Consider the following 19,427-nt stretch of genomic DNA (forward strand, 5'->3'; position numbering starts at 1 on the left):
GGCGGCCCGGGCCACTCAGTCGGTGGCCGTGACGGGGACCGGGACCCCCGGCTCCCGCTCGCCGCCGGCCTGCGTCCCGCCGCGCCCCTGCGCCCGCAGCTCGGTGATGGCGGTCTCGAAGTCGTCCAGCGAGTCGAACGCCCGGTAGACCGAGGCGAACCGCAGGTAGGCCACGAGGTCCAGCTCCTGGAGCGGGCCCAGTATGGCGAGCCCCACGTCGTGCGTGGGCAGCTCCGCGCTGCCGGTGGCCCGCAGCGCCTCTTCGACGCGCTGCCCGAGCTGGGCGAGCGCGTCCTCCGTGACCGGCCGGCCCTGGCACGCCTTGCGGACGCCGTTGATGACCTTGGTCCGGCTGAAGGGCTCGGTCACGCCGCTGCGCTTGACCACCATCAGCGAGCAGGACTCCACGGTCGTGAACCGCCGGGAGCAGTCGGGGCACTGACGGCGACGCCTGATCGACGTTCCGTCGTCGGTGGTGCGACTGTCCACGACACGGCTGTCGGGGTGCCTGCAGAAGGGGCAGTGCATGAGACTCCGAACCCTCCTTCACAGCACGACTCAGTGGCTCACCGGGACCGCGGGGGCCCCTCGAAGCAGGCTCCAGCATAGGCGATGAACCACTGCCTGAATCACCGGCACCACAACTTGTGGGCACTCTCTTCCGTCTCACCACTAGATCTGGTGTCTGGAGGGAAAGTACTCCCTATGGCGTGTCGCCCGCGGAACCCGGACGCACACCTCCGCAGAGGCCACCGCACACCGCCCGGGAAAGCCGCGCGAGCCGTTCCCGGAGCCGGACGCGCGCCGCCACGGAAGTCGGTACGCGGCCTCGCGCGGGCGCGTCGAGGAGGCGGGCCGGAATGGTTCCGCGGTACGGCGGGGACGGTTCCGCAGCATACGGAGGACCGGCGCGCGCCCTCGCGAAGGGGGGCCGGTGCGACCGGGCCGGCGCCCCGGATGGCAGACTGTGGCCTCGCCGGGAGCGGCTCACGCCACCTCCGGCACCCGGCAACGGCGGTGCAGATTACCGCACAGCCGATCGAACCGGGCGCGGCCGAGGGGAGGCGGGAGGCGACCCCCGCCGGGCGACCGGACACCCTCCGGCCACCGGAAGCGGACATCCCGGCGGTAAGCACCCTCGCCGCCGCTGACCTCGCCCTATACACCCGAACGCCCGCCCACGTCTGCTGAACTGCGGTTTTTCACTCGAACGTGTGTTTGGCGCAACCTTTCGAAAGCAACTACCGTTGGCTATCCAGGGAGTACACACCGAGAGGGGCCGACGTGACCACGACCGCAGACAGCGCCACCATCACCGCCCAGGGCCGGTCCCAGGGACGACGGGAGTCGGTGCACGCCATGAATGAGCCCGCCTCGCACCAGGAGGGGGCGAAGCCCGCCCGCTCGCTCCCCGGCCGACCTCCGGGTATCCGCGCCGACAGCTCAGGACTCACCGACCGGCAGCGCCGCGTGATCGAGGTCATCCGCGACTCGGTGCAGCGCCGCGGCTACCCCCCGTCGATGCGGGAGATCGGGCAGGCCGTCGGCCTCTCCAGCACCTCCTCGGTCGCCCATCAGCTCATGGCCCTGGAGCGCAAGGGCTTCCTCCGCCGCGACCCGCACCGCCCCCGGGCCTACGAGGTGCGCGGCTCCGACCAGCCGAGCGCGCAGCCCGCGGACACCGCGGGCAAGCCCGCCGCCTCCTACGTCCCGCTGGTCGGCCGCATCGCGGCGGGCGGGCCGATCCTGGCCGAGGAGTCGGTGGAGGACGTCTTCCCCCTCCCCCGGCAGTTGGTCGGTGACGGTGAGCTCTTCGTCCTCAAGGTCGTCGGTGACTCCATGGTCGAGGCGGCCATCTGTGACGGGGACTGGGTCACCGTCCGCCGCCAGCCCGTCGCGGAGAACGGCGACATCGTCGCCGCCATGCTCGACGGGGAGGCCACCGTGAAGCGGTTCAAGCGGGAGGACAACCACATCTGGCTGCTGCCGCACAATGCGGCGTACCAGCCGATTCCCGGCGACGAGGCCACCATCCTCGGGAAGGTTGTCGCCGTGTTGCGGCGGGTGTGAGCCTGCCGGTACCCCCTGGCGAGTCCCGGAACCTCTGCGCCGGTTCCGGGACTCTTCTTTTTTGGCCTCACGCGCCGGCCGGGCTGAGGTCTGGCCTCAAGCGCCGGCCAGGCTGGGGTGGGTCTCGCGCGCCGGGTGGGCTGGGGCTCGGCTGGTTACTTTTCCTCTGCTTGGGCCGCCGCGTCGATGGCGGCCAGGGAGCGGCGGGCCTGGTTGCGGTCGGTGGTGTACCAGAAGTCGGGGAGGGAGGCGCGGAGGTAGCTGCCGTAGCGGGCGGTGGCGAGACGGGGGTCGAGGACGGCCACGACGCCGCGGTCGCCGGTGGCGCGGACCAGGCGGCCCGCGCCCTGGGCCATGAGGAGCGCGGAGTGGGTGGCCGCGACCGCCATGAAGCCGTTGCCGCCGGCTTCCTCCACGGCCTTCTGGCGGGCCGACATCAGCGGGTCGTCGGGGCGCGGGAACGGGATCCGGTCCATGACCACCAGCTGGCAGCTCGGCCCGGGCACGTCCACGCCCTGCCAGAGGGAGAGCGTGCCGAAGAGGCAGGTGCGCGGGTCGGCCGCGAAGTTCTTGATCAGCTCCCCGAGGGTCTCCTCGCCCTGGAGCAGGATGGGCACGTCCAGGCGGCCGCGCAGTTCCTCGGCGGCGGCGCGGGCCGCGCGCATCGAGGAGAAGAGGCCGAGGGTGCGGCCGCCCGCCGCCTCGACCAGTTCGGCCAGCTCGTCGGTCATGTCGGCGCGGGTGCCCTCACGGCCGGGGTTGTTCAGGTGGCGGGCGACGTAGAGGATGCCCTGCTTCGGGTAGTCGAAGGGCGAGCCGACATCGACGCCCTTCCAGACAGGGAGGTCGGCGCCGGGTGTGCCGTCGACCCCGGCGGTGCCCTCGGGGGCGAGGCCGAGGGAAGCGCCGACGCCGTTGAAGTCACCGCCGAGCTTGAGGGTGGCGGAGGTCAGGGTGACCGAGCGGTCGGCGAAGAGCTTCTCGCGCAGCAGCCCCGAGACGGAGAGCGGGGCGACCCGCAGCGAGGCGCCGAAGCGGTCGTGCCGCTCGTACCAGACGACGTCGTACTCGGAGCGCTGGGCGATCCGCTCGGCGACGGTGTGGATGGACTCGACGGCGGCGAGCGCCTGCTTGCGGACGGCGTCCTCGTCCTGCACCGACTTGTCACGGGTGCTGCCCAGCGCCGAGATCACCGTGCGGGCGGCGTCCCGCAGGGCGGCCAGGGCGTACTCCAGGTCTTCGGGGATGGTCTCCAGGCGGCCGGGGAGGGCCAGCTCCATCAGCCCCTCGAAGGTCTCGGAGGCGGTCTGGAGGGCGTCGGCCGCCTTCTCGTTGACCAGTTTGGCGGCGCGGCGGACGGCGCGGTTGACCTGGCCCGGGGTGAGTTCGCCGGTGGCGACGCCGGTGACGCGGGAGACCAGTTCGTGGGCCTCGTCGACGATCAGCACCTCGTGCGAGGGGAGGATCGGGGCGCCCTCGATGGCGTCGATGGCGAGCAGGGCGTGGTTGGTGACGACGACGTCGGCCAGCCGGGCCCGCTCCCGGGACAGCTCGGCGAAGCACTCCTCGCCGTAGGCGCAGCGGCTCGCGCCGAGGCACTCCCGGGAGGAGACGGAGACCTGGGACCAGGCGCGGTCGGAGACGCCGGGGGTCAGGTCGTCCCGGTCGCCGGTCTCCGTCTCGTCGGACCAGTCGCGCAGCCGCAGCAGGTCCTGGCCGAGCTTGCTGGTGGGGGTGGCGGCCTCGAACGGGTCGAAGAGGCCCTCCTCCTCTTCCTGCGGCACGCCCTCGTGCAGCCGGTGCAGGCAGAGGTAGTTCGACCGGCCCTTGAGCATGGCGAACTCGGGGCGCCGGCGCAGCACCGGATGGAGCGCCTCCACCGTGCGGGGCAGGTCCCGCTCGACCAGCTGGCGCTGGAGGGCCAGCGTCGCCGTGGCGACCACGACCCGCTCGCCGTGGGCCAGGGCGGGCACGAGGTAGCCGAGCGACTTGCCGGTGCCGGTGCCCGCCTGGACGAGCAGATGGGAGGAGTCGTCGATGGCCGAGGCGACGGCTTCGGCCATGGCCACCTGACCGGGCCGCTCGGTGCCGCCCACGGCGGCGACGGCGGCGTGCAGGAGCTCGGTGAGTGAGGGCTTCGTCATAGCCGCTCCAGCCTACGGTGCGCCACCGACAGCCCCGTCCCGCTCCCGCACCGGGCCACCCGCACGCCCCCGGCGCACGCCCCTCACTCCGGTACGAGCGGGTGCGGTGTCTCGCCGTGCAGCGGGTTCGCCACCGTGCCGTGCACGGCGGCGTGCGGGCGGGCGGCGCGGTCCCGGTACCCGTCGAGGTGGAGCCGGTTGCGGTTGAGGCAGAGGCGGTCGATCCGGGGGGCGAACAGGTCGAAGAGCTCGTACCGCTCCTTGAGGTGGGGGAAGCGGGCCTGGTGGCGGGTGATCTCGGCGCGCGCCAGCTGCCAGAAGTCGGCCTCGGGGACGCCGAGCTGGGTGGCGCAGAGCGGCGCCAGGTAGCGGAAGACGCCGATGAACAGGCCGGAGTGGATGAACTGGGGCAGGAAGTCCGGGCTCTCGGTGAGCAGGACGGCGCGTACCTCGTCGGGCATGGTGGCGTGCTCGGGCAGCGGTTCGGAGCTGACGTTGACGTCGTCGACGAAGTCCTTGACGGCGAGGCGGGTGGGGACGTCGTGCTCGTCGAAGACGACGATGGCGTTCTCGCCGTGCGGGGAGAAGACGGTGCCGTACTGGTGGAGGAAGTGCAGCAGCGGCGGCAGCAGGGCGGCGAAGAGGTGGCGCAGCCAGTCGCGGGGGGCGAGGCCGGAGCGGGCGACGAGTTCGGCGGTGAAGGCGCGGCCGTCGCGGTCGGTGTGGATCAGGGAGGCGAGGGTGCGGGCGCGTTCGCCGGCGTCGAGGTGGCGGGAGAGCGGTTCGCGCCAGATGACGCCGAGCAGCTCCTTGTACTGGTAGGGGACCTCGGGCAGTCCGTCGTAGACGGGGTGGCCGACGGTGACGGAGGCGACCTCGCCGAGGAGGACGACGCGGCATTCGTCCCGCAGGTAGGGGTCCCGTTGGCGCAGCCCCTGCACCCAGGCGGTGACGGCGGGGGCGGCGAGGGTGCGTTCGGTCGGCAGGCCGCGCCAGACGAGGGTGTTGAGGATGGCGAGCGGGAGCTTCACGGTGTGGCGGCGGGGGTGGGTCAGGTTGAGGAAGGTGCGGATGGACTGCTGGGGCAGCCGGGTGTCGGGGTCGGCGGGGAGCGGGACGATCCGCCGGTCGGCGACGGCGGGGGCGAAGAGGGGGACGACGGTGTCGTCCCACTGCCAGGGGTGGACGGGGAGGTAGAGGTAGTCGGCCGGGTCGAGGCCCTGGTCGCGCAGGGTGGCGGCGAACAGGTCGCGGGTGGCGTCGTCCAGCTCGCCCCGGTAGAGGCGGTCGGCGTCGAGGCCGGGGACGCCCCGGTAGTCGGCGAGGGAGGTGTGCACGGCGATCCAGGGCAGCCGCGCGGGGCGGCGGGCCTCGGGTGCCCAGCGGGCGGAGTCCTCGGCGGAGAAGCCGATGCGCCCCTTGTTGAGGACCAGCCAGGGGTGACCGGTCTGGTGGCCTTCGAGGGCGGCGTAGTCGAGGTCGGCCAGTTCGGCGGCGGTGAGCGCGGTCGCGTCGAGCCGGGTGTCGGCGGCGAGGGTGCGGGTGAGCTCGCGCAGGACGTGGCCGAGGGTGTCGCCGTCGAGCCGCAGCAGGGGGCGGGCGCGGACCAGGAAGTCGAGCGGATCGCCGTACGGGCGGTGGGCGTCGGTGCCGTTCTCGGCGAGGGTGACGCTCTCCGGCTCGACCTGCCAGTGCCCGTAGGCCCAGCGGCGCGCCCGGAACCGCAGCTCCGCGCCGCCCGGGTGGCCGAGTGGCAGGGCGTAGGCGGCGCCGTCGGGCCCGGGGGGCGTCAGCGGGTGGGGTTCGATGATCTCCTCGTATGCGAACTCGCCGAGCATCTTGGCCAGCAGCCGGCGCTCGGCCCGCCGCCAGGCGCCCGCGGTCAGTTCGGGCGGGGCGTAGAGAGCGGTGTCGGGGCCTTCGGGGCCGGGCTGGTCTGCGGTCGGATGCGGCACGGGGACTCCTCGGAGGGGAACCGGATCGGGACAGCCGGGTGTCGGTCACCGACGCCCGGAGCGGAACGGTCGCAGTGATCGGGCCACGAGGGAACAGGGCCCGGCGCGCGGTAGGTTGCCGCGCGCCGGGGCGTACGCCCTCGGAGCGCACGCGCGTTCGCGGGGCCGTGTCTTGCGGGGTGGGCGCGGGGCGCGCGCCGGGCAGGCGGCGCGCCCCGGGGCGAGTGCGGGCGCGTGGGGCGGGGTCTCGGCGACCCCCGGTTCCGCGCGCCCCGGCCGGGACGCGGGCGCTGCCCTGAGCCCACGGGTGCTTCCGCACGGGAGGCGGCGGCCGGCAGACGGTGCGGCGCGGCGCGCGGTCGGAGCGTGTGCGTACGGCTCGCGGCGGGGCAGGGCGACGGCGGTCCGAGGCGGACTGGCCCCGGCACGTACGGGTGCGGGGCGGCCGGTGCCACGCGGTTCCCCCAGGCGCCAGGGGCCGGTGAGGGCGCGCCGGAAGGTACGGGACCGCGGTGGGCGGGCCTGTTCCGGGCGGTCACGGGCGCGGCGGTGCCGGCTCCGTCGGGTCGGTTCTCTGCCGGACCATCAGGGCCGCGCGCTTGTCGGGGAGTTCCACCTCGGTGTCGAGGCGGAACCCGGCGCGGCGGAAGGCGGCGACCGAGGGGGCGTTGCGCACGTCGGGTTCGGCGACGACGCGGCCGCACCGGGGGCGGTGGGCGAGGACCAGGCGGGCGACGGCGCGCAGCAGGGCGGTGCCGAGCCCGCGGCCCCGGTCGGCGGCGCCGCCCAGCAGCAGGTGGACGCCGGTGTCGTGGGGCCGGGCCGGGTAGTGGCGGGCCAGCGGGTCGAGGTCGGCGCGGTAGAGCTCCCAGTAGCTCATGGGGCGCCCGTCGAGGAGGCCGAGGCACGGGACGCTGCGTCCGTCGCCGGAGAGCTGGGCGTGGACGTGGCGGGCGGTGACCTCGGGCGGCCCGGCCAGTTCCCAGAAGGCGGCGACCGCCGGGTCGTTCATCCATGCCGTGACAAGGGCGAGGTCGTCGGCCGGGGCGAGGGGGACGAGCCGGAATATCCCGAACGGGGTGGCGGCGGGGGCCCATCGGCCGACCCGGTCGAGCAGGGCGCCGCCGTCGCCGTGCCGGGGCCGCCCGGCGGGCGCGGCCGGGCCGGGGAGCAGGGCGCCGGGCCCGGCCGCGTCGAGCGCGGCGCCCTCGGCCCCCGCCGCCGCCCGGGGGGAGCCGGATGGCGGCCCCGCCGCGTCGCCCCGCGGCGCCGGTGCGGGTCCGGGCACGCCGGGCCTGGCCCCGGCCGTGGGGGCGGCGGTTTTGTGGGGCGGGGTGTCGGCAGGGGGCACGCGGAGCTCCTTCCGGGCGCGGGGGCCGTACTCAGGCCCCGGCGGTGTGCAGCGGGTTGGCGATCGTGACGTAGACGGACTGGGTGTCGACCGGTCCCACGAGTTCGTCGAGGCCGTGCAGGCGGGTCAGGAGGTTGGCCTTGCACCGCAGCGTCGGGGAGTCGAGCAGCAGGCGGGGCAGGGGCGAGAGGGGACCGGGAGCGGCGGCCTCGGCGGTGAGGAAGCGGCGCAGCACGGTCAGCAGCAGCCGCTCGTCGGCGAGGCGCTGGGAGCCGAAGGCGCCGATCAGACCGAGGACGTTGTTGATACCGAGGTAGTAGGCGAACCGCTCGTCGGTGACCGCGTCGGTCACGAAGGTGTCGCTGGCCTCGCCCGCCCCGGGCAGCCGCGCCTGGAGGGCGTCGCGGTGCGAGGTGCGGAAGTAGTAGCCCTGGTTGTCGCGGTAGCGGCCGCCGGCGGGCCAGCCTTCGGCGTCGAGCAGGACCAGGGTGTTCTGCTGGTGCGCCTCCAGGGCGATGCCGGCGTGGCCGTCGAGCCACAGCACGGGGGCGACCACCTGCTGGAGGTAGCGCGCGAACCACTCGGCGCAGACCGCGCCGCGCGAGCGCCCGGCGCGCCCGGCGATGCGGGTGACCAGCTCGCCGAGGCGGGAGCGCATCCCGGTGCGGCCGCCGTGCCGGGTGTCGCCCGCGGGGCGCGGCGAGACGAGCCCGGCGACGCAGGTAGCGTCGTCCTCGGGGGTGAAGGGGTTCTGGCGGATCATCACGTCGAGGCCGGTGACGGGGGCGCCGTCGGGGCCGTCGACGGCGAGCCACGCCGGGTCGCGGACGATGTCGAAGCCGGGGTGGGCCGCCTGCCACCGCGCGCCGAGTCCGGTGCGCAGCAGCCGGTGCACCTCGGCGCCCCGGGCCAGCTCCTTGCGGAGGTTCTCCCGGCGGGAGTTGGTGATGCGCAGGCCGAGCGAGAGTTTGAGCATGGCCGGGGCGTGCGGGCGGTAGACGGTGCGCACCGAGGAGGTGGGGTGCCAGGGCTCGCCGCACGGGCCGAGGTCGCGCAGCGCCCCGGCGTCGAGGAGGGCGGCGGCCTCGGGGCGGCGGCGCAGTTCGCGGATCTGCCAGGGGTGCACGGGGAGCGCGGCCGTGCCCTCGGGCAGCCGCAGCCCGGGCCCGGCGAGGCGGGCGGTGAGCTGTTCGGCGGGGACGGGGGCTCCGTCCTCGTGCCAGGCGGAGTCCTGGGCGAGGACGGAGCGGTCGACGGCGAGCCAGTGCAGGGCGAACGAGCCGCCCAGCTCCGGCGAGTAGGCGCGGGACTCGGCCTCGGTCAGCCCTTCGCGGCTCTTGGGGGTGGGGTGCAGCGGGTGGCCGAGGACGAGGGACTGCTCGGCGGCGAGGAAGCGGTCCTTCCCGTCCTCGGGCCGGGCGCGGCGGTCGGCGAGGAAGACGGTGGTGCGGCGGGCCGAGTCGCCGACCCGCTCCAGCAGGTCCCCGTCGCGCGCCTCGGTGGCCGACTCGCGCTCCAGCAGCTCGGCGACGGCGGCGACGTCGAGCAGCGGGGAGGCCCCGGCGGGCGCGTCCTCCCGCATCGGCGGCCCGAACCGGTGCCACCCAGCGAGCGACCAGTGCTGCACGGGGACGAGCAGCGCGGTGCCGCTGGCGGGCAGCGGGATGCGCAGCACCCCGTGGGCGGGGTCCGGCGGGGAGGTCTCGCGGACCCAGCAGCGCAGCAGGCTCTCCAGCGCGGCGGCCTCGGCGGCGATCCGGGCGTCGGGGTGTTCCAGCAGGTCGGTGCCGCCGCCGGGGAACCGGAGGGTCCCGACGCCGCCGGGCTGGCGCGGGACGGTCGCCCCGTCGGCCGGGATCTCGCGCGTGGCGGAGGTGCCGCGCGGGGAGGGGTGGCGGCCGCCGTCGGGTGCGGGGGTGACGTTCAAGAGTGCTTCCTTGGGGCGTGGTGCGGATTCCGTGCGCCGGGCGGTGGAGCGGGCGCGGCGCAGGGTGGGGTCATCCGGAGAGGTCCTGGGCCGCGCTGCCGAGGGCGTCGGTCAGGCGGTCGAGCACCGCGTCGGCCTGCTCGTCGGTGAGGGTCAGCGGCGGCAGCAGGCGGACGACGGCGGAGCCGCGTCCGCCCAGCTCGACGATGAGTCCCCGGCTCAGGCACGCGCGCTGCACGGCGGCGGCGGTCCGGGGAGCGGGGGGTGGCGGCGTGCCGGGGGCGGTGTCGGCGGCGGGGTCGACCAGCTCGACGCCGATCATCAGGCCGCGCCCGCGGACGTCCCCGATGAAGGGGTGTCCTGCGGCGAAGGCCCGCAGCTGGTCCAGCATGCGTGCGCCGAGGGTGGCGGCGCGGTCGGCGAGGCCGTTCTCCCGGACGTGGGCGAGGGTGGCGGCGCCCGCGGCCATGGCGAGCTGGTTGCCGCGGAAGGTGCCCGCGTGGGCGCCGGGCTGCCAGACGTCGAGGTCGTCGCGGTAGACGACGACGGCGAGCGGGAGGCTGCCGCCGATCGCCTTGGAGAGGACCATGACGTCGGGGACGATCCCGCTGTGGTCGACGCCCCAGAACCGCCCGGTGCGCCCCACGCCGGTCTGCACCTCGTCCGCGATCAGGGGGATGGAGCGCTCCTCGGTGATCTGCCGGAGGCGGCGCAGCCAGGCGTCGGGCGCCGGGTTGACGCCGCCTTCGCCCTGCACCGGTTCGACCAGCAGGCAGGAGGGGTCGGGGATGCCGGACTTGGGGTCGTCGAGGAGCGACTCGGTCCAGCGGGCGGCGAGTTCGGCACCCTGCTCGCCGCCGACGCCGAACGGGCAGCGGTAGTCGTGCGGGAACGGCAGCCGGGTGACGCGGCCTTCGCGGGCGCCGCCGGAGGCGGAGAGGGCTCCGGCGCTCATGCCGTGGTAGGCGCCGGTGAAGGCGAGGACACCGGGGCGGCCGGTGGCGGTGCGGGTCAGCGTCAGCGCCGCCTCGACGGCGTCGGTGCCGGCCGGGCCGCAGAACTGGATGCGGGCGCGGGAGGCGAGGGCGGGCGGCAGGGTCGCGAACAGCTCGGTGGTGAAGGCGTCCTTGACCGGGGTGGCGAGGTCGAGCACGTGCAGCGGCGCCCCGGAGTCGAGGACCTTGCGGATGGCTTCGAGGACCACGGGGTGGTTGTGGCCGAGGGCGAGGGTCCCGGCGCCGGAGAGGCAGTCGAGGTAGCGCCGGCCGTCGGCGCCCTCGATCGTCACGCCGCGGGCGCGGACGGGGACGATCGGCAGCGAGCGCGCGTAGGTGCGCGCGGCTGACTCGCGCGACGCCTGGCGGCGCAGGATGCCCAGGTGCGCGGTGGTCTCGGTGACGGGCGCCGGGGCTTGCTCGGTCACGGCCACAGGTGTGCTTCCTCCCGTGGTAGCAGGTTGCGTCGTGCGGTGGTTCCGCGCGCACGGCGCGGGCCCCCGCACCTACCAACGACCGTGCCGCGAAAGGAACACGGGCACGGGCAAGATCCTTGACCGCCGCTCCCGGGACCGCCGCCGGCGGTGTGCGGGGGCCGCCGCCGTGACGGAACCGTTGCGGCCCCGTGGGTCGTCCCCCACGTCACCCGCATAGTCTGAGGGGCCACAACCCACCGCCCGCGAGGGCGAGTTCACGTCCGAATCCAGGGGGAATCCGACATGCGACCCATACGCCCACTTCTCACCGGGCGCCGGAGGGGGGCGCGCGGCCGGGCCGGTTCGGCTTCCGCGGTGGCCCTGTGCGCGGCGCTGGCGCTGACCGCCACGGCCTGCGGCCCCGAGGACGACCATGCCGGGGGCGACCCTTCCGCCTCGGCCTCCACGGCGACCGACGACAAGATCCGCATCCCCGACAGCGTCAAGGACCGGCTCAAGGAGCACGGCCTGAACCTGGACGAGTGGAAGGACGGCGCCTGGAAGGACTTCTCGCGCGACGACTGGCTGCGTGAGGCCGAGGACTACATCAACCCGATCATCGAGGACCTGTGGGACCCGGACCGGATGCGTGAGGCGGAGGACCCCACCGAGCGGGAGGTCGACGAGGAGGACATCTCCGGCGACCAGGGCGTGACCGACCCGACGCCGCAGCCGGTGGACGCCACGGCGGTGGACGCCAAGTACCACGACCAGGCGCCGGAGGCGGGCAAGCTCCTCTTCGACGGCCCCGACGGCTCGATGGTCTGCTCGGCCACCGTGATCGCCGACCCGGCCAACCCGGGCAAGTCCAACCTCGTCTGGACCGCCGGTCACTGCGTCCACGCGGGCAAGGACGGCGGCTGGTACCGGAACATCATCTTCGTCCCCTCCTACAACGACGGCGCACTGTCGACGGAGCAGCTCCAGAACGCCTCGCAGGAAGAGGTCGCCCCGTACGGGGTCTGGTGGAGCGACTGGGCGCAGACCTCGGACCAGTGGATCGAGCAGGGCGGCCAGACCGGCGGTGACGGCGCGCCGTACGACTTCGCGGTGCTGCACGTGACGCAGGAGAAGGGCCAGAGCAAGTCGCTGGAGGAGACCGTCGGTTCGGCGCTGCCGGTCGACTTCAACGCGCCGGCGGCCGACAGGATGAGCTCGCTGACGGCGACCGGCTACCCGGCGGCACCGCCGTTCGACGGCCAGAAGATGTTCCAGTGCGCCGACAAGCCCGGCCGCCTCTCGGTCACCAAGGGCGACCCGACGATGCACCGGATCGGCTGCACCATGACCGGCGGTTCGTCCGGCGGCGGCTGGGTGGCGGAGGGCGCCGACGGCAAGCCCGCGCTGGTCTCCAACACCTCCATAGGCCCGGTGACCGCCGGGTGGCTGGCCGGTCCCCGGCTGGGCAAGGAGGCCGAGGGCATCTACACCGCGGTCAGCAAGAAGTTCGCCGCCAAGTGACGTCCGGGCGCCCGGGGAACAAACCCCGGGCGCCCGCCCGCTCCGGCCCTCCCCTCCCGCACGCGCGACCGGCGGGACACCCGGAGCGCCACATGACGCGAACATGACATTTACGCCCGGGGAGCGTCCCGTGTCCCGTACGCGGTCCCGCTCCCCCCACCGCACACGGGGGTACCACCACACCATGCGTTCCCTGCGCAGGCCGTCCCGCCCGCTCCGCGCCCGGCGGCCGCTGCTCGCCGCGGCCGGACTCACCACCGCGCTCGCCCTGGCCCTCACCGGCTGCGGCGAGGAGAAGCCCGCTGCCGCACCGGAGCCCGCCGCGGCGGACGGCAAGAAGGCCGGGGAGGGTCCGGAGGGCGGCCAGGAGACCGGTGACCGCGCCGGTGCCGCCGCCCAGGAGCTCTCCGACCGGCTCAAGGAGCACGGCATCGACGCCGAGCGGTGGAGGAACGGCGCCTGGAAGGACTGGAACGACGACGACTGGCTGCGGGAGGCGAAGGATTTCGTCAACCCGGTGATCAAGGGGCTGTGGAAGCCCGGCCGGATGCGCGACGCCGAGGACCCGGGCAAGACCGTCACCACCAAGGACACCGCCGCCGACCAGGGCCAGACCGACCCGGCCCCCCGCGCCGTCCCGGCCGAGCGGGAGCAGACCCCCTACCACCGGCACGCGGCCCCCGTCGGCAAGGTCTTCTTCGACTCCCCCGACGGGTCGATGGTCTGCTCGGCCACCGTCGTCAAGGACCCCCGCAACCCGGGCAAGTCCAACCTCGTCTGGACCGCCGGTCACTGCGTCCACGCGGGCAAGGACGGCGGCTGGTACCGCAACATCGCCTTCGTCCCCTCCTACAACGACCTCGGCAAGGACGCGTCGGGCCTCGCCTCGGCCGCACCGCACGAGTCCGCCCCGTACGGCACCTGGTGGGCGGACTGGGCCGCGACCTCCAACGAGTGGATCGGACAGGGCGCCGGATCGGGCGGCGCCGGCGCCCCGTACGACTACGCGGTGCTGCACGTGACGCCGGAGAACGGCGCCAAGTCGCTGGAGGAGACGGTCGGCAACGCCCTGGAGGTCGACTTCCGCGCCCCGGGCACGGAGCGGCTGGGCACGCTGGGCGCCTGGGGCTACCCGGCGGGGCCGCCCTACGACGGGCTGCTGATGCACCGGTGCGCCGACCGGCCCGGCCGCCTGACGCTCGCGCCGTCGCAGCCGAGCATGTACCGCATCGGCTGCACCATGACCGGCGGCTCCTCCGGCGGCGGCTGGTTCCGGCAGGACGGCGGGAAGACCCTCCTGGTCTCCAACACCTCGATCGGCCCCACCGACAACACCTGGCTCGCGGGACCCCAGTTGGGCCGCCAGGCCGAGCGGCTCTTCGACATGATGAGCCAGAAGTACGGCGCGAGCTGAGCCACGGCACGGCGAAGGCCCGCTCCCAGCACCGCGGCTTCGCGGGTGGGGGCGGGCCTTCGCCGTACGGGCCGCCGGGGTGGGCCGGGCGGTCCGGTCAGCTGGTGGCGAGGACGAACGTCGAGAGTTCCGCCGCCAGTTCCTGGTGGACGCGCACCTTCAGCAGGGTTCCCTCCGCGGTGTGCTCCTCGGAGATCACCTCGCCCTCGGCGTGCGCCCGGGAGACGACCTGGCCCTGGGTGTACGGGACCAGCACCTCCAGCTCCACCTCGGGGCGGGGCAGGATCTCGTCGATGAGGCCGAGGAGTTCGCCCATGCCGACGCCGGTCCGCGCCGACACCGCGATGGCGTGCTTCTCGACCCGCAGCAGCCGCTGGAGGACCAGCGGGTCGGCCGCGTCGGCCTTGTTGACCACGACGATCTCCGGGACGTTCACCGCGCCGACGTCCCGGATGACCTCGCGGACTGCGGCGAGCTGCTCCTCCGGGGCGGGGTGCGAACCGTCGACCACGTGGAGGATCAGGTCGGAGTCACCGACCTCCTCCATGGTGGAGCGGAACGCCTCGACCAGGTGGTGCGGCAGGTGCCGGACGAAGCCGACGGTGTCCACGAGGGTGTAGAGCCGCCCGCTGGGCGTCTCCGCGCGGCGGACCGTCGGGTCCAGGGTGGCGAACAGGGCGTTCTCCACCAGGACTCCGGCGCCTGTGAGGCGGTTGAGCAGGGAGGACTTGCCGGCGTTGGTGTAACCGGCGATGGCCACCGAGGGGACCTTGTTGCGCCGGCGTTCCTGGCGCTTGAGCTCGCGGCCGGTCTTCATCGCCGCGATCTCCCGGCGCATCTTCGCCATCTTCTCGCGGATGCGCCGCCGGTCCGTCTCGATCTTGGTCTCACCGGGACCGCGGGTCGCCATGCCGCCGCCACCGCTGGAACCGCCGCCGCCCATCTGCCGGGAGAGCGACTGGCCCCAGCCGCGCAGCCTCGGCAGCATGTACTGCATCTGGGCCAGCGAGACCTGGGCCTTGCCCTCCCGGGACTTGGCGTGCTGGGCGAAGATGTCGAGGATCAGGGCGGTCCGGTCGACCACCTTGACCTTGACGACGTCCTCCAGGTGGATGAGCTGGCCGGGGCTCAGCTCACCGTCGCAGACCACGGTGTCGGCACCGGACTCGCGGACGATGTCGTACAGCTCCTGGGCCTTGCCGGAGCCGATGTACGTCGCCGGGTCCGGCTTGTCGCGGCGCTGGACGACCCCGTCGAGGACGAGGGCGCCCGCGGTCTCCGCGAGGGCGGCCAGCTCGGCCAGCGAGCGTTCCGCGTCCTCGGCCGTGCCGGAGGTCCAGACGCCGACCAGGACGACCCGCTCCAGCCGCAGCTGGCGGTACTCGACCTCGGTGACGTCCTCCAGTTCGGTGGAGAGACCCGCCACGCGGCGCAGGGCCGCCCGGTCGGAGCGGTCGTACTGGTCGCCGTCACGCTCACCGTCGAGTCCGTGGCTCCAGGCGACGTCCTCTTCCATCAGGGCATCGGCCCGAAGGCTCTCGGCGTGCTGCTCGGCCGCGAGACCGGCGGCGTCGTGCGTGTGCTGCATGTCGTGCACGTCCTGGGAAGGGGAGGAAGAGGAGGTCATTGGGTCCTTACGTCGATCCGATGGGTGGCGCGGGCGGCCGGTCGGCCGGGTCGTCGCCGTATGTGTCCCAACGCGCGGAGAGCCCGGGAGATTCCCGTGGGCCCCGCCCGGTCGCGACGTGACGATGTTCGCACCCGCCCGGCCGTCCCGTCACCCGACTTTCCCGTACGCATCCGGGTGGTGCCCCGTCCGGCACGGGCGGACGCGGGTCAGGGCGCCTCGGAGCGCCACTGGGGGTGGCCGGGCATGGCCGGGGTCCGCTCGGCGTACAGCCAGCCCTGGAAGAAGGCGGTCAGGTCCCGTCCGGTGGTGCGGGAGGCGAGGGTGACGAAGTCGGTGGTGGAGGCGTTGGCGTCGCGGTACTCGCGCACCCAGGCGCGCTGGAGCTCGGCGAAGGCGGCCTCGCCGATCTCCTGGCGGAGGGCGTAGAGGACAAGGGCGGAGCCGTCGTAGACGATCGGGCGGAAGAGGCTGATCTTCTCGCCCGGCTCGGGCGCCTTCGGGCGGGCCGGCGGGCCGCCGGCGGCGCGCCAGCTGTCGGAGTCGCGGTAGGCGGCGCGCATCCGGTCCTCCAGGGCGGGCCCGCCGTGCTCCTCGGCCCAGAGCGCCTCGTACCAGGTGGCGTGGGACTCGCTGATCCACAGGTCGGACCAGGCTGCGGGCGAGACGCTGTTGCCGAACCACTGGTGGGCCAGCTCGTGCACCATGATCGACTCGACGTATCCCCGGTCGGCGGCGCCGGTGAAGAGGTTCCGCTCGAAGAGCGAGAGGGTCTGCGTCTCCAGCTCGAAACCGGTCTCGGCGTCGGCCACCAGCAGCCCGTACGTCTCGAAGGGATAGGGGCCCAGGCGGTCCTGGAGCCAGCCGAGCTGCTCCGGGGTGCGGCTCAGCCACGGCTCCAGCGCCTTCCGGTCGCCGGTGGGGACCACGTCGCGCAGCGGCAGCCCGCCGGGGCCCTCGCGGCGCACCACCGTCAGGTCGCCGATGCCTACCTGGGCCAGCTCGGTGGCCATCGGGTGGGCGGTGCGGTAGGTCCAGGTGGTGGTGGCGCCGCGGGTCACCGGCTTGCCCGCGGGCAGGCCCCCGGCGACGGCGGTGAGCCGCTTCGGGGTGGTGACGCGGAAGGTGAAGCCGGCCTTGTCGGCCGGGTGGTCGTTGCAGGGGAAGACGCGGTGGGCGGCGTCGGCCTGGTTGGCCATGACCAGCCCGTCCCGGGTCCGCACCCAGCCGCCCTGCCCCTCGGCCGGTTCGGCGGGGTCGGAGGTGTGGCGGACGGTGATCCGCAGCGGCGACCCGGCGGGCACCGGCTCGGCCGGCGTGACGACCAGGTCCTCCCCGGCCGGGGCGAAGCGGGCGGGCGCGCCGTCGACCGTCACCGAGGAGGCCTCGCCGTGCGCGAAGTCGAGGTTGATCCGCTCCAGCCGGGCCGTGCTCCGGGCGTCGATGACGGTGACGGCGTCCAGCGGCGCCGTGTTGTCACCGCCGTAGGCCAGGGAGATGTCGTACGCGGTGACGTCGTACCCCGGGTTGCCGAGGTGCGGGAAGAGCGGGTCGCCGATGCCCAGGGGGTGCGCCTGCGGGGGCGGGGCGGCGCCCAGCAGGGTGAGGGAGGCGGTGGCGAGCAGGGCGGCCTTGAGCCGGGCGGAGAGCAGCATGCCCCACCGCTACCAGCGTCCCCCGCCGCCCGGTCGGCGGCGCGCGTCCGGGGCACCCGTACGAGGGGCCCGGGCGCGGCTCGGGTGACGGGCGGCGGGTCAGCGGCGGGCGTCGGCGGAGCGCTGGGCGCGGCTGACGTCGTAGACGCCGGGGACGTCGCGCATGGCGCGCATCAGGTCGGGCAGGCCCGCGGCGTCGGGGAGCTGGAGGGTGTAGGTGTGGCGGACCCGCTGCTCGGCGGGGGGTTCGACGGTGGCGGAGATGACGGCGACGCCCTCGGCGGCGATGGCCTCGGTGAGGTCGGCGAGCAGGTGCGGGCGGCCGAAGGACTCGGCGAAGAGGGTGACCCGGAACTCGGTGTTCTCGCCCCAGCGGACCCCGACGGGCTCGCGGCCGGTGGCGGCCATCCGGGCCACCGAGGGACACGCGGAGCGGTGCACGGTGACGACGCCGCCGCGTACCGCGAAGCCGGTGATCTCGTCCGGCGGGACCGGCGTACAGCAGCGGGCCAGCCGCACCGTGGCGCCGGGCAGGTCGGTGACGGCGCTCTCCGGCACCTCGTCGGCGGGGGTGGGGGCGGCGCCGGTCAGCGGGGGTTTGCGGGTGCCGGGGCCGGGCGCGGGCCGGTCGGGGTGGGCGCCGAGCCAGCGGCGGATGGCGATGCGGGCGGCGGGGGTGCGGGCGTGCTCCAGCCAGTCGGGGGACGGGCTGACGTCGTCCCCGGCGGCGGCGAGCAGCGGGTGGACGGTGTCGCCGTCCTGAAGGACGGTGCTGAGGGTGGCGAGGCGGCCGTTGACCCGGGCGCCGATGCAGGCGTGGGCGCCCTCGCCGTACTGGGCGTAGGCGGCGTCGACGCAGGTGGCGCCGCCGGGCAGGGCGAGGGTGCCGCCGTCGGTGCGGAAGACGGTGATCTCGCCGTCCTGGGCGAGGTCCTCGCGCAGGGTGGACCAGAAGGTGTCGGCGTCGGGGGCGGCGCGCTGCCAGTCGAGGAGGCGGGAGAGCCAGCCGGGGCGGGTGGGGTCGGCCCGCTCGCCCTCGTGCGGGTCCTCGCCGCCGGTGGCGCCCGGGGCGTACGGGTTGCCGAGGGCGACCACGCCGGCCTCGGCGACCTGGTGCATCTGGCGGGTGCGGATGAGGACCTCGACGACCTCGCCGTCCTCGCGGGCCACCGCGGTGTGCAGCGACTGGTAGAGGTTGAACTTGGGGACGGCGATGAAGTCCTTGAACTCCGAGACGACCGGGGTGAAGCAGGTGTGCAGCTCGCCGAGGACGGCGTAGCAGTCGGCGTCCTCCTGGACCAGGACGAGGAGCCGGCCGAGGTCGACGCCGCGCAGTTCGCCGCGCTTCCCGCGGACCCGGTGCAGGGAGACCATGTGGCGGGGGCGGATCTCCACCTCGGCGGTGATGCCCGCCTCGCGCAGCACGGCCCGGAAGCGGCCCGCGGTCTCGGCGAGCGGGTCGGGGGCGGCGGCGTGGGCGGTGGCGATCTCGCGGGCGGCGGCGTACTCCTCGGGGTGGAGGATGGCGAAGACGAGGTCCTCCAGCTCCGTCTTGAGGGCCTGTACGCCGAGCCGCTCGGCGAGCGGGATGAGCACGTCGTGGGTGACCTTGGCGATGCGGACCTGTTTCTCGGGGCGCATCACGCCCAGGGTGCGCATGTTGTGCAGCCGGTCGGCGAGCTTGATCGACATGACGCGGACGTCGTTGCCGGTGGCGACGAGCATCTTGCGGAAGGTCTCGGGCTCGGCGGCCGCCCCGTAGTCGACCTTCTCCAGCTTGGTGACGCCGTCGACCAGATAGGCGACCTCGGGCCCGAACTCGTCCAGGACCTGGGTGAGGGTGACGTCGGTGTCCTCGACGGTGTCGTGGAGGAGCGCGGCCACCAGCGTCGTCGTCTCGGCGCCGAGCTCGGCGAGGATCAGCGTGACGGCGAGGGGGTGGGTGATGTAGGGCTCGCCGCTCTTGCGCATCTGGCCGCGGTGCGAGGCCTCGGCGAGGACGTAGGCGCGGCGCAGCGCCTCCAGGTCCGCGTCGGGATGGTGGGCGCGGTGGGCCTCGGCGACATGGGCGATGGCGTCCGGCAGGCGGTCGCGGGAGGTCGGCCCGAGGAGGGCGGCGCGGCCGAGGCGGCGCAGGTCGATGCGGTGGCGGGGCCGCTTGCGGGCGGCCGGTGTGGCGGGCCGTGCGCCCTGGGACGCTGCCTTGGGCAGCAGCTCCGGGGGGACGGCGGGCGTCGTCGCAGGGTTCGTGGCCTCTGCACTCATGGGCACCTCCGGCTGCGTCGACCGGCGGGCTGGGGTTCCCTCCGGGATGCGGTGGGCTGGAGAGGGCTGTCGGTCTCCCCCGTGTGG

General features: G+C 74.6%; 12 protein-coding genes. 3 read left to right on the forward strand and 9 right to left on the reverse strand.

Annotated features, from left to right (window positions below; translation table 11 throughout):
• Positions 1–15 precede the first annotated feature (15 nt).
• Positions 16–528 carry a transcriptional regulator NrdR gene (gene nrdR, locus ACFWMZ_RS15230; RefSeq protein ID WP_383175657.1) on the reverse strand — a complete coding sequence of 171 codons (513 nt, stop codon included), beginning with the start codon at positions 526–528 and terminating at the stop codon, positions 16–18.
• Between the two features lie 756 nt (positions 529–1,284).
• Here nrdR and lexA point away from each other — a divergent pair.
• Complete coding sequence (gene lexA / locus ACFWMZ_RS15235; protein WP_383175654.1) at positions 1,285–2,070, forward strand: transcriptional repressor LexA; 786 nt, start codon at positions 1,285–1,287, stop codon at positions 2,068–2,070.
• Positions 2,071–2,225: 155 nt separating this feature from the next.
• On the opposite strand, the gene ACFWMZ_RS15240 is transcribed toward lexA, so the two are convergent.
• The 5 genes from ACFWMZ_RS15240 to ACFWMZ_RS15260 form a co-directional block, all read right to left on the reverse strand.
• Complete coding sequence (locus tag ACFWMZ_RS15240; protein ID WP_383175651.1) at positions 2,226–4,214, reverse strand: ATP-dependent DNA helicase; 1,989 nt, start codon at positions 4,212–4,214, stop codon at positions 2,226–2,228.
• 83 nt (positions 4,215–4,297) lie between these two features.
• Positions 4,298–6,169 carry an IucA/IucC family protein gene (locus ACFWMZ_RS15245; RefSeq protein WP_383175648.1) on the reverse strand — a complete coding sequence of 624 codons (1,872 nt, stop codon included), beginning with the start codon at positions 6,167–6,169 and terminating at the stop codon, positions 4,298–4,300.
• 535 nt (positions 6,170–6,704) lie between these two features.
• Positions 6,705–7,520, reverse strand: a complete 816-nt coding sequence (locus tag ACFWMZ_RS15250; RefSeq protein WP_383201883.1) for a GNAT family N-acetyltransferase — start codon at positions 7,518–7,520, stop codon at positions 6,705–6,707.
• 31 nt (positions 7,521–7,551) lie between these two features.
• Complete coding sequence (locus tag ACFWMZ_RS15255; protein ID WP_383201886.1) at positions 7,552–9,447, reverse strand: IucA/IucC family protein; 1,896 nt, start codon at positions 9,445–9,447, stop codon at positions 7,552–7,554.
• Positions 9,448–9,517: 70 nt separating this feature from the next.
• Entirely contained in the window at positions 9,518–10,876 is a 1,359-nt protein-coding gene (locus ACFWMZ_RS15260; protein WP_383201889.1) for a diaminobutyrate--2-oxoglutarate transaminase family protein, read from the reverse strand.
• A 285-nt stretch (positions 10,877–11,161) separates the two neighbouring features.
• Between ACFWMZ_RS15260 and ACFWMZ_RS15265 the strand changes: the two genes are divergently transcribed.
• Together ACFWMZ_RS15265 and ACFWMZ_RS15270 are read left to right on the forward strand one after the other, a co-directional pair.
• Complete coding sequence (locus tag ACFWMZ_RS15265; RefSeq protein ID WP_383201892.1) at positions 11,162–12,379, forward strand: trypsin-like serine peptidase; 1,218 nt, start codon at positions 11,162–11,164, stop codon at positions 12,377–12,379.
• Positions 12,380–12,563: 184 nt separating this feature from the next.
• Positions 12,564–13,793, forward strand: coding sequence for a trypsin-like serine peptidase (locus ACFWMZ_RS15270; protein WP_383175633.1), 1,230 nt, complete (start codon positions 12,564–12,566; stop codon positions 13,791–13,793).
• A 97-nt stretch (positions 13,794–13,890) separates the two neighbouring features.
• Here ACFWMZ_RS15270 and hflX read toward each other — a convergent pair whose 3' ends face one another.
• The 3 genes from hflX to ACFWMZ_RS15285 form a co-directional block, all read right to left on the reverse strand.
• Positions 13,891–15,420 (reverse strand): GTPase HflX, encoded by a 1,530-nt coding sequence (gene hflX / locus ACFWMZ_RS15275; protein WP_383175630.1) that lies wholly within the window; start codon positions 15,418–15,420, stop codon positions 13,891–13,893.
• Positions 15,421–15,629: 209 nt separating this feature from the next.
• Complete coding sequence (locus ACFWMZ_RS15280; protein ID WP_383175627.1) at positions 15,630–17,075, reverse strand: M1 family metallopeptidase; 1,446 nt, start codon at positions 17,073–17,075, stop codon at positions 15,630–15,632.
• A gap of 99 nt (positions 17,076–17,174) precedes the next feature.
• Complete coding sequence (locus ACFWMZ_RS15285) at positions 17,175–19,340, reverse strand: RelA/SpoT family protein (protein ID WP_383175624.1); 2,166 nt, start codon at positions 19,338–19,340, stop codon at positions 17,175–17,177.
• Positions 19,341–19,427: the final 87 nt, after the last annotated feature.

Source organism: Streptomyces sp. NPDC058373 (assembly GCF_042723275.1).
Taxonomy (GTDB): domain Bacteria; phylum Actinomycetota; class Actinomycetes; order Streptomycetales; family Streptomycetaceae; genus Streptomyces.

What these genes read in the sequence shown, in the direction of transcription:
- ACFWMZ_RS15270 (WP_383175633.1), top strand. Translation starts at nt 12,564, where the DNA reads ATGCGTTCCCTGCGCAGGCCGTCCCGCCCGCTCCGCGCCCGGCGGCCG.
- nrdR (WP_383175657.1), bottom strand. Translation starts at nt 528, where the DNA reads ATGCACTGCCCCTTCTGCAGGCACCCCGACAGCCGTGTCGTGGACAGT.
- ACFWMZ_RS15280 (WP_383175627.1), bottom strand. Translation starts at nt 17,075, where the DNA reads ATGCTGCTCTCCGCCCGGCTCAAGGCCGCCCTGCTCGCCACCGCCTCC.
- ACFWMZ_RS15265 (WP_383201892.1), top strand. Translation starts at nt 11,162, where the DNA reads ATGCGACCCATACGCCCACTTCTCACCGGGCGCCGGAGGGGGGCGCGC.
- hflX (WP_383175630.1), bottom strand. Translation starts at nt 15,420, where the DNA reads ATGACCTCCTCTTCCTCCCCTTCCCAGGACGTGCACGACATGCAGCAC.
- ACFWMZ_RS15285 (WP_383175624.1), bottom strand. Translation starts at nt 19,340, where the DNA reads ATGAGTGCAGAGGCCACGAACCCTGCGACGACGCCCGCCGTCCCCCCG.
- ACFWMZ_RS15240 (WP_383175651.1), bottom strand. Translation starts at nt 4,214, where the DNA reads ATGACGAAGCCCTCACTCACCGAGCTCCTGCACGCCGCCGTCGCCGCC.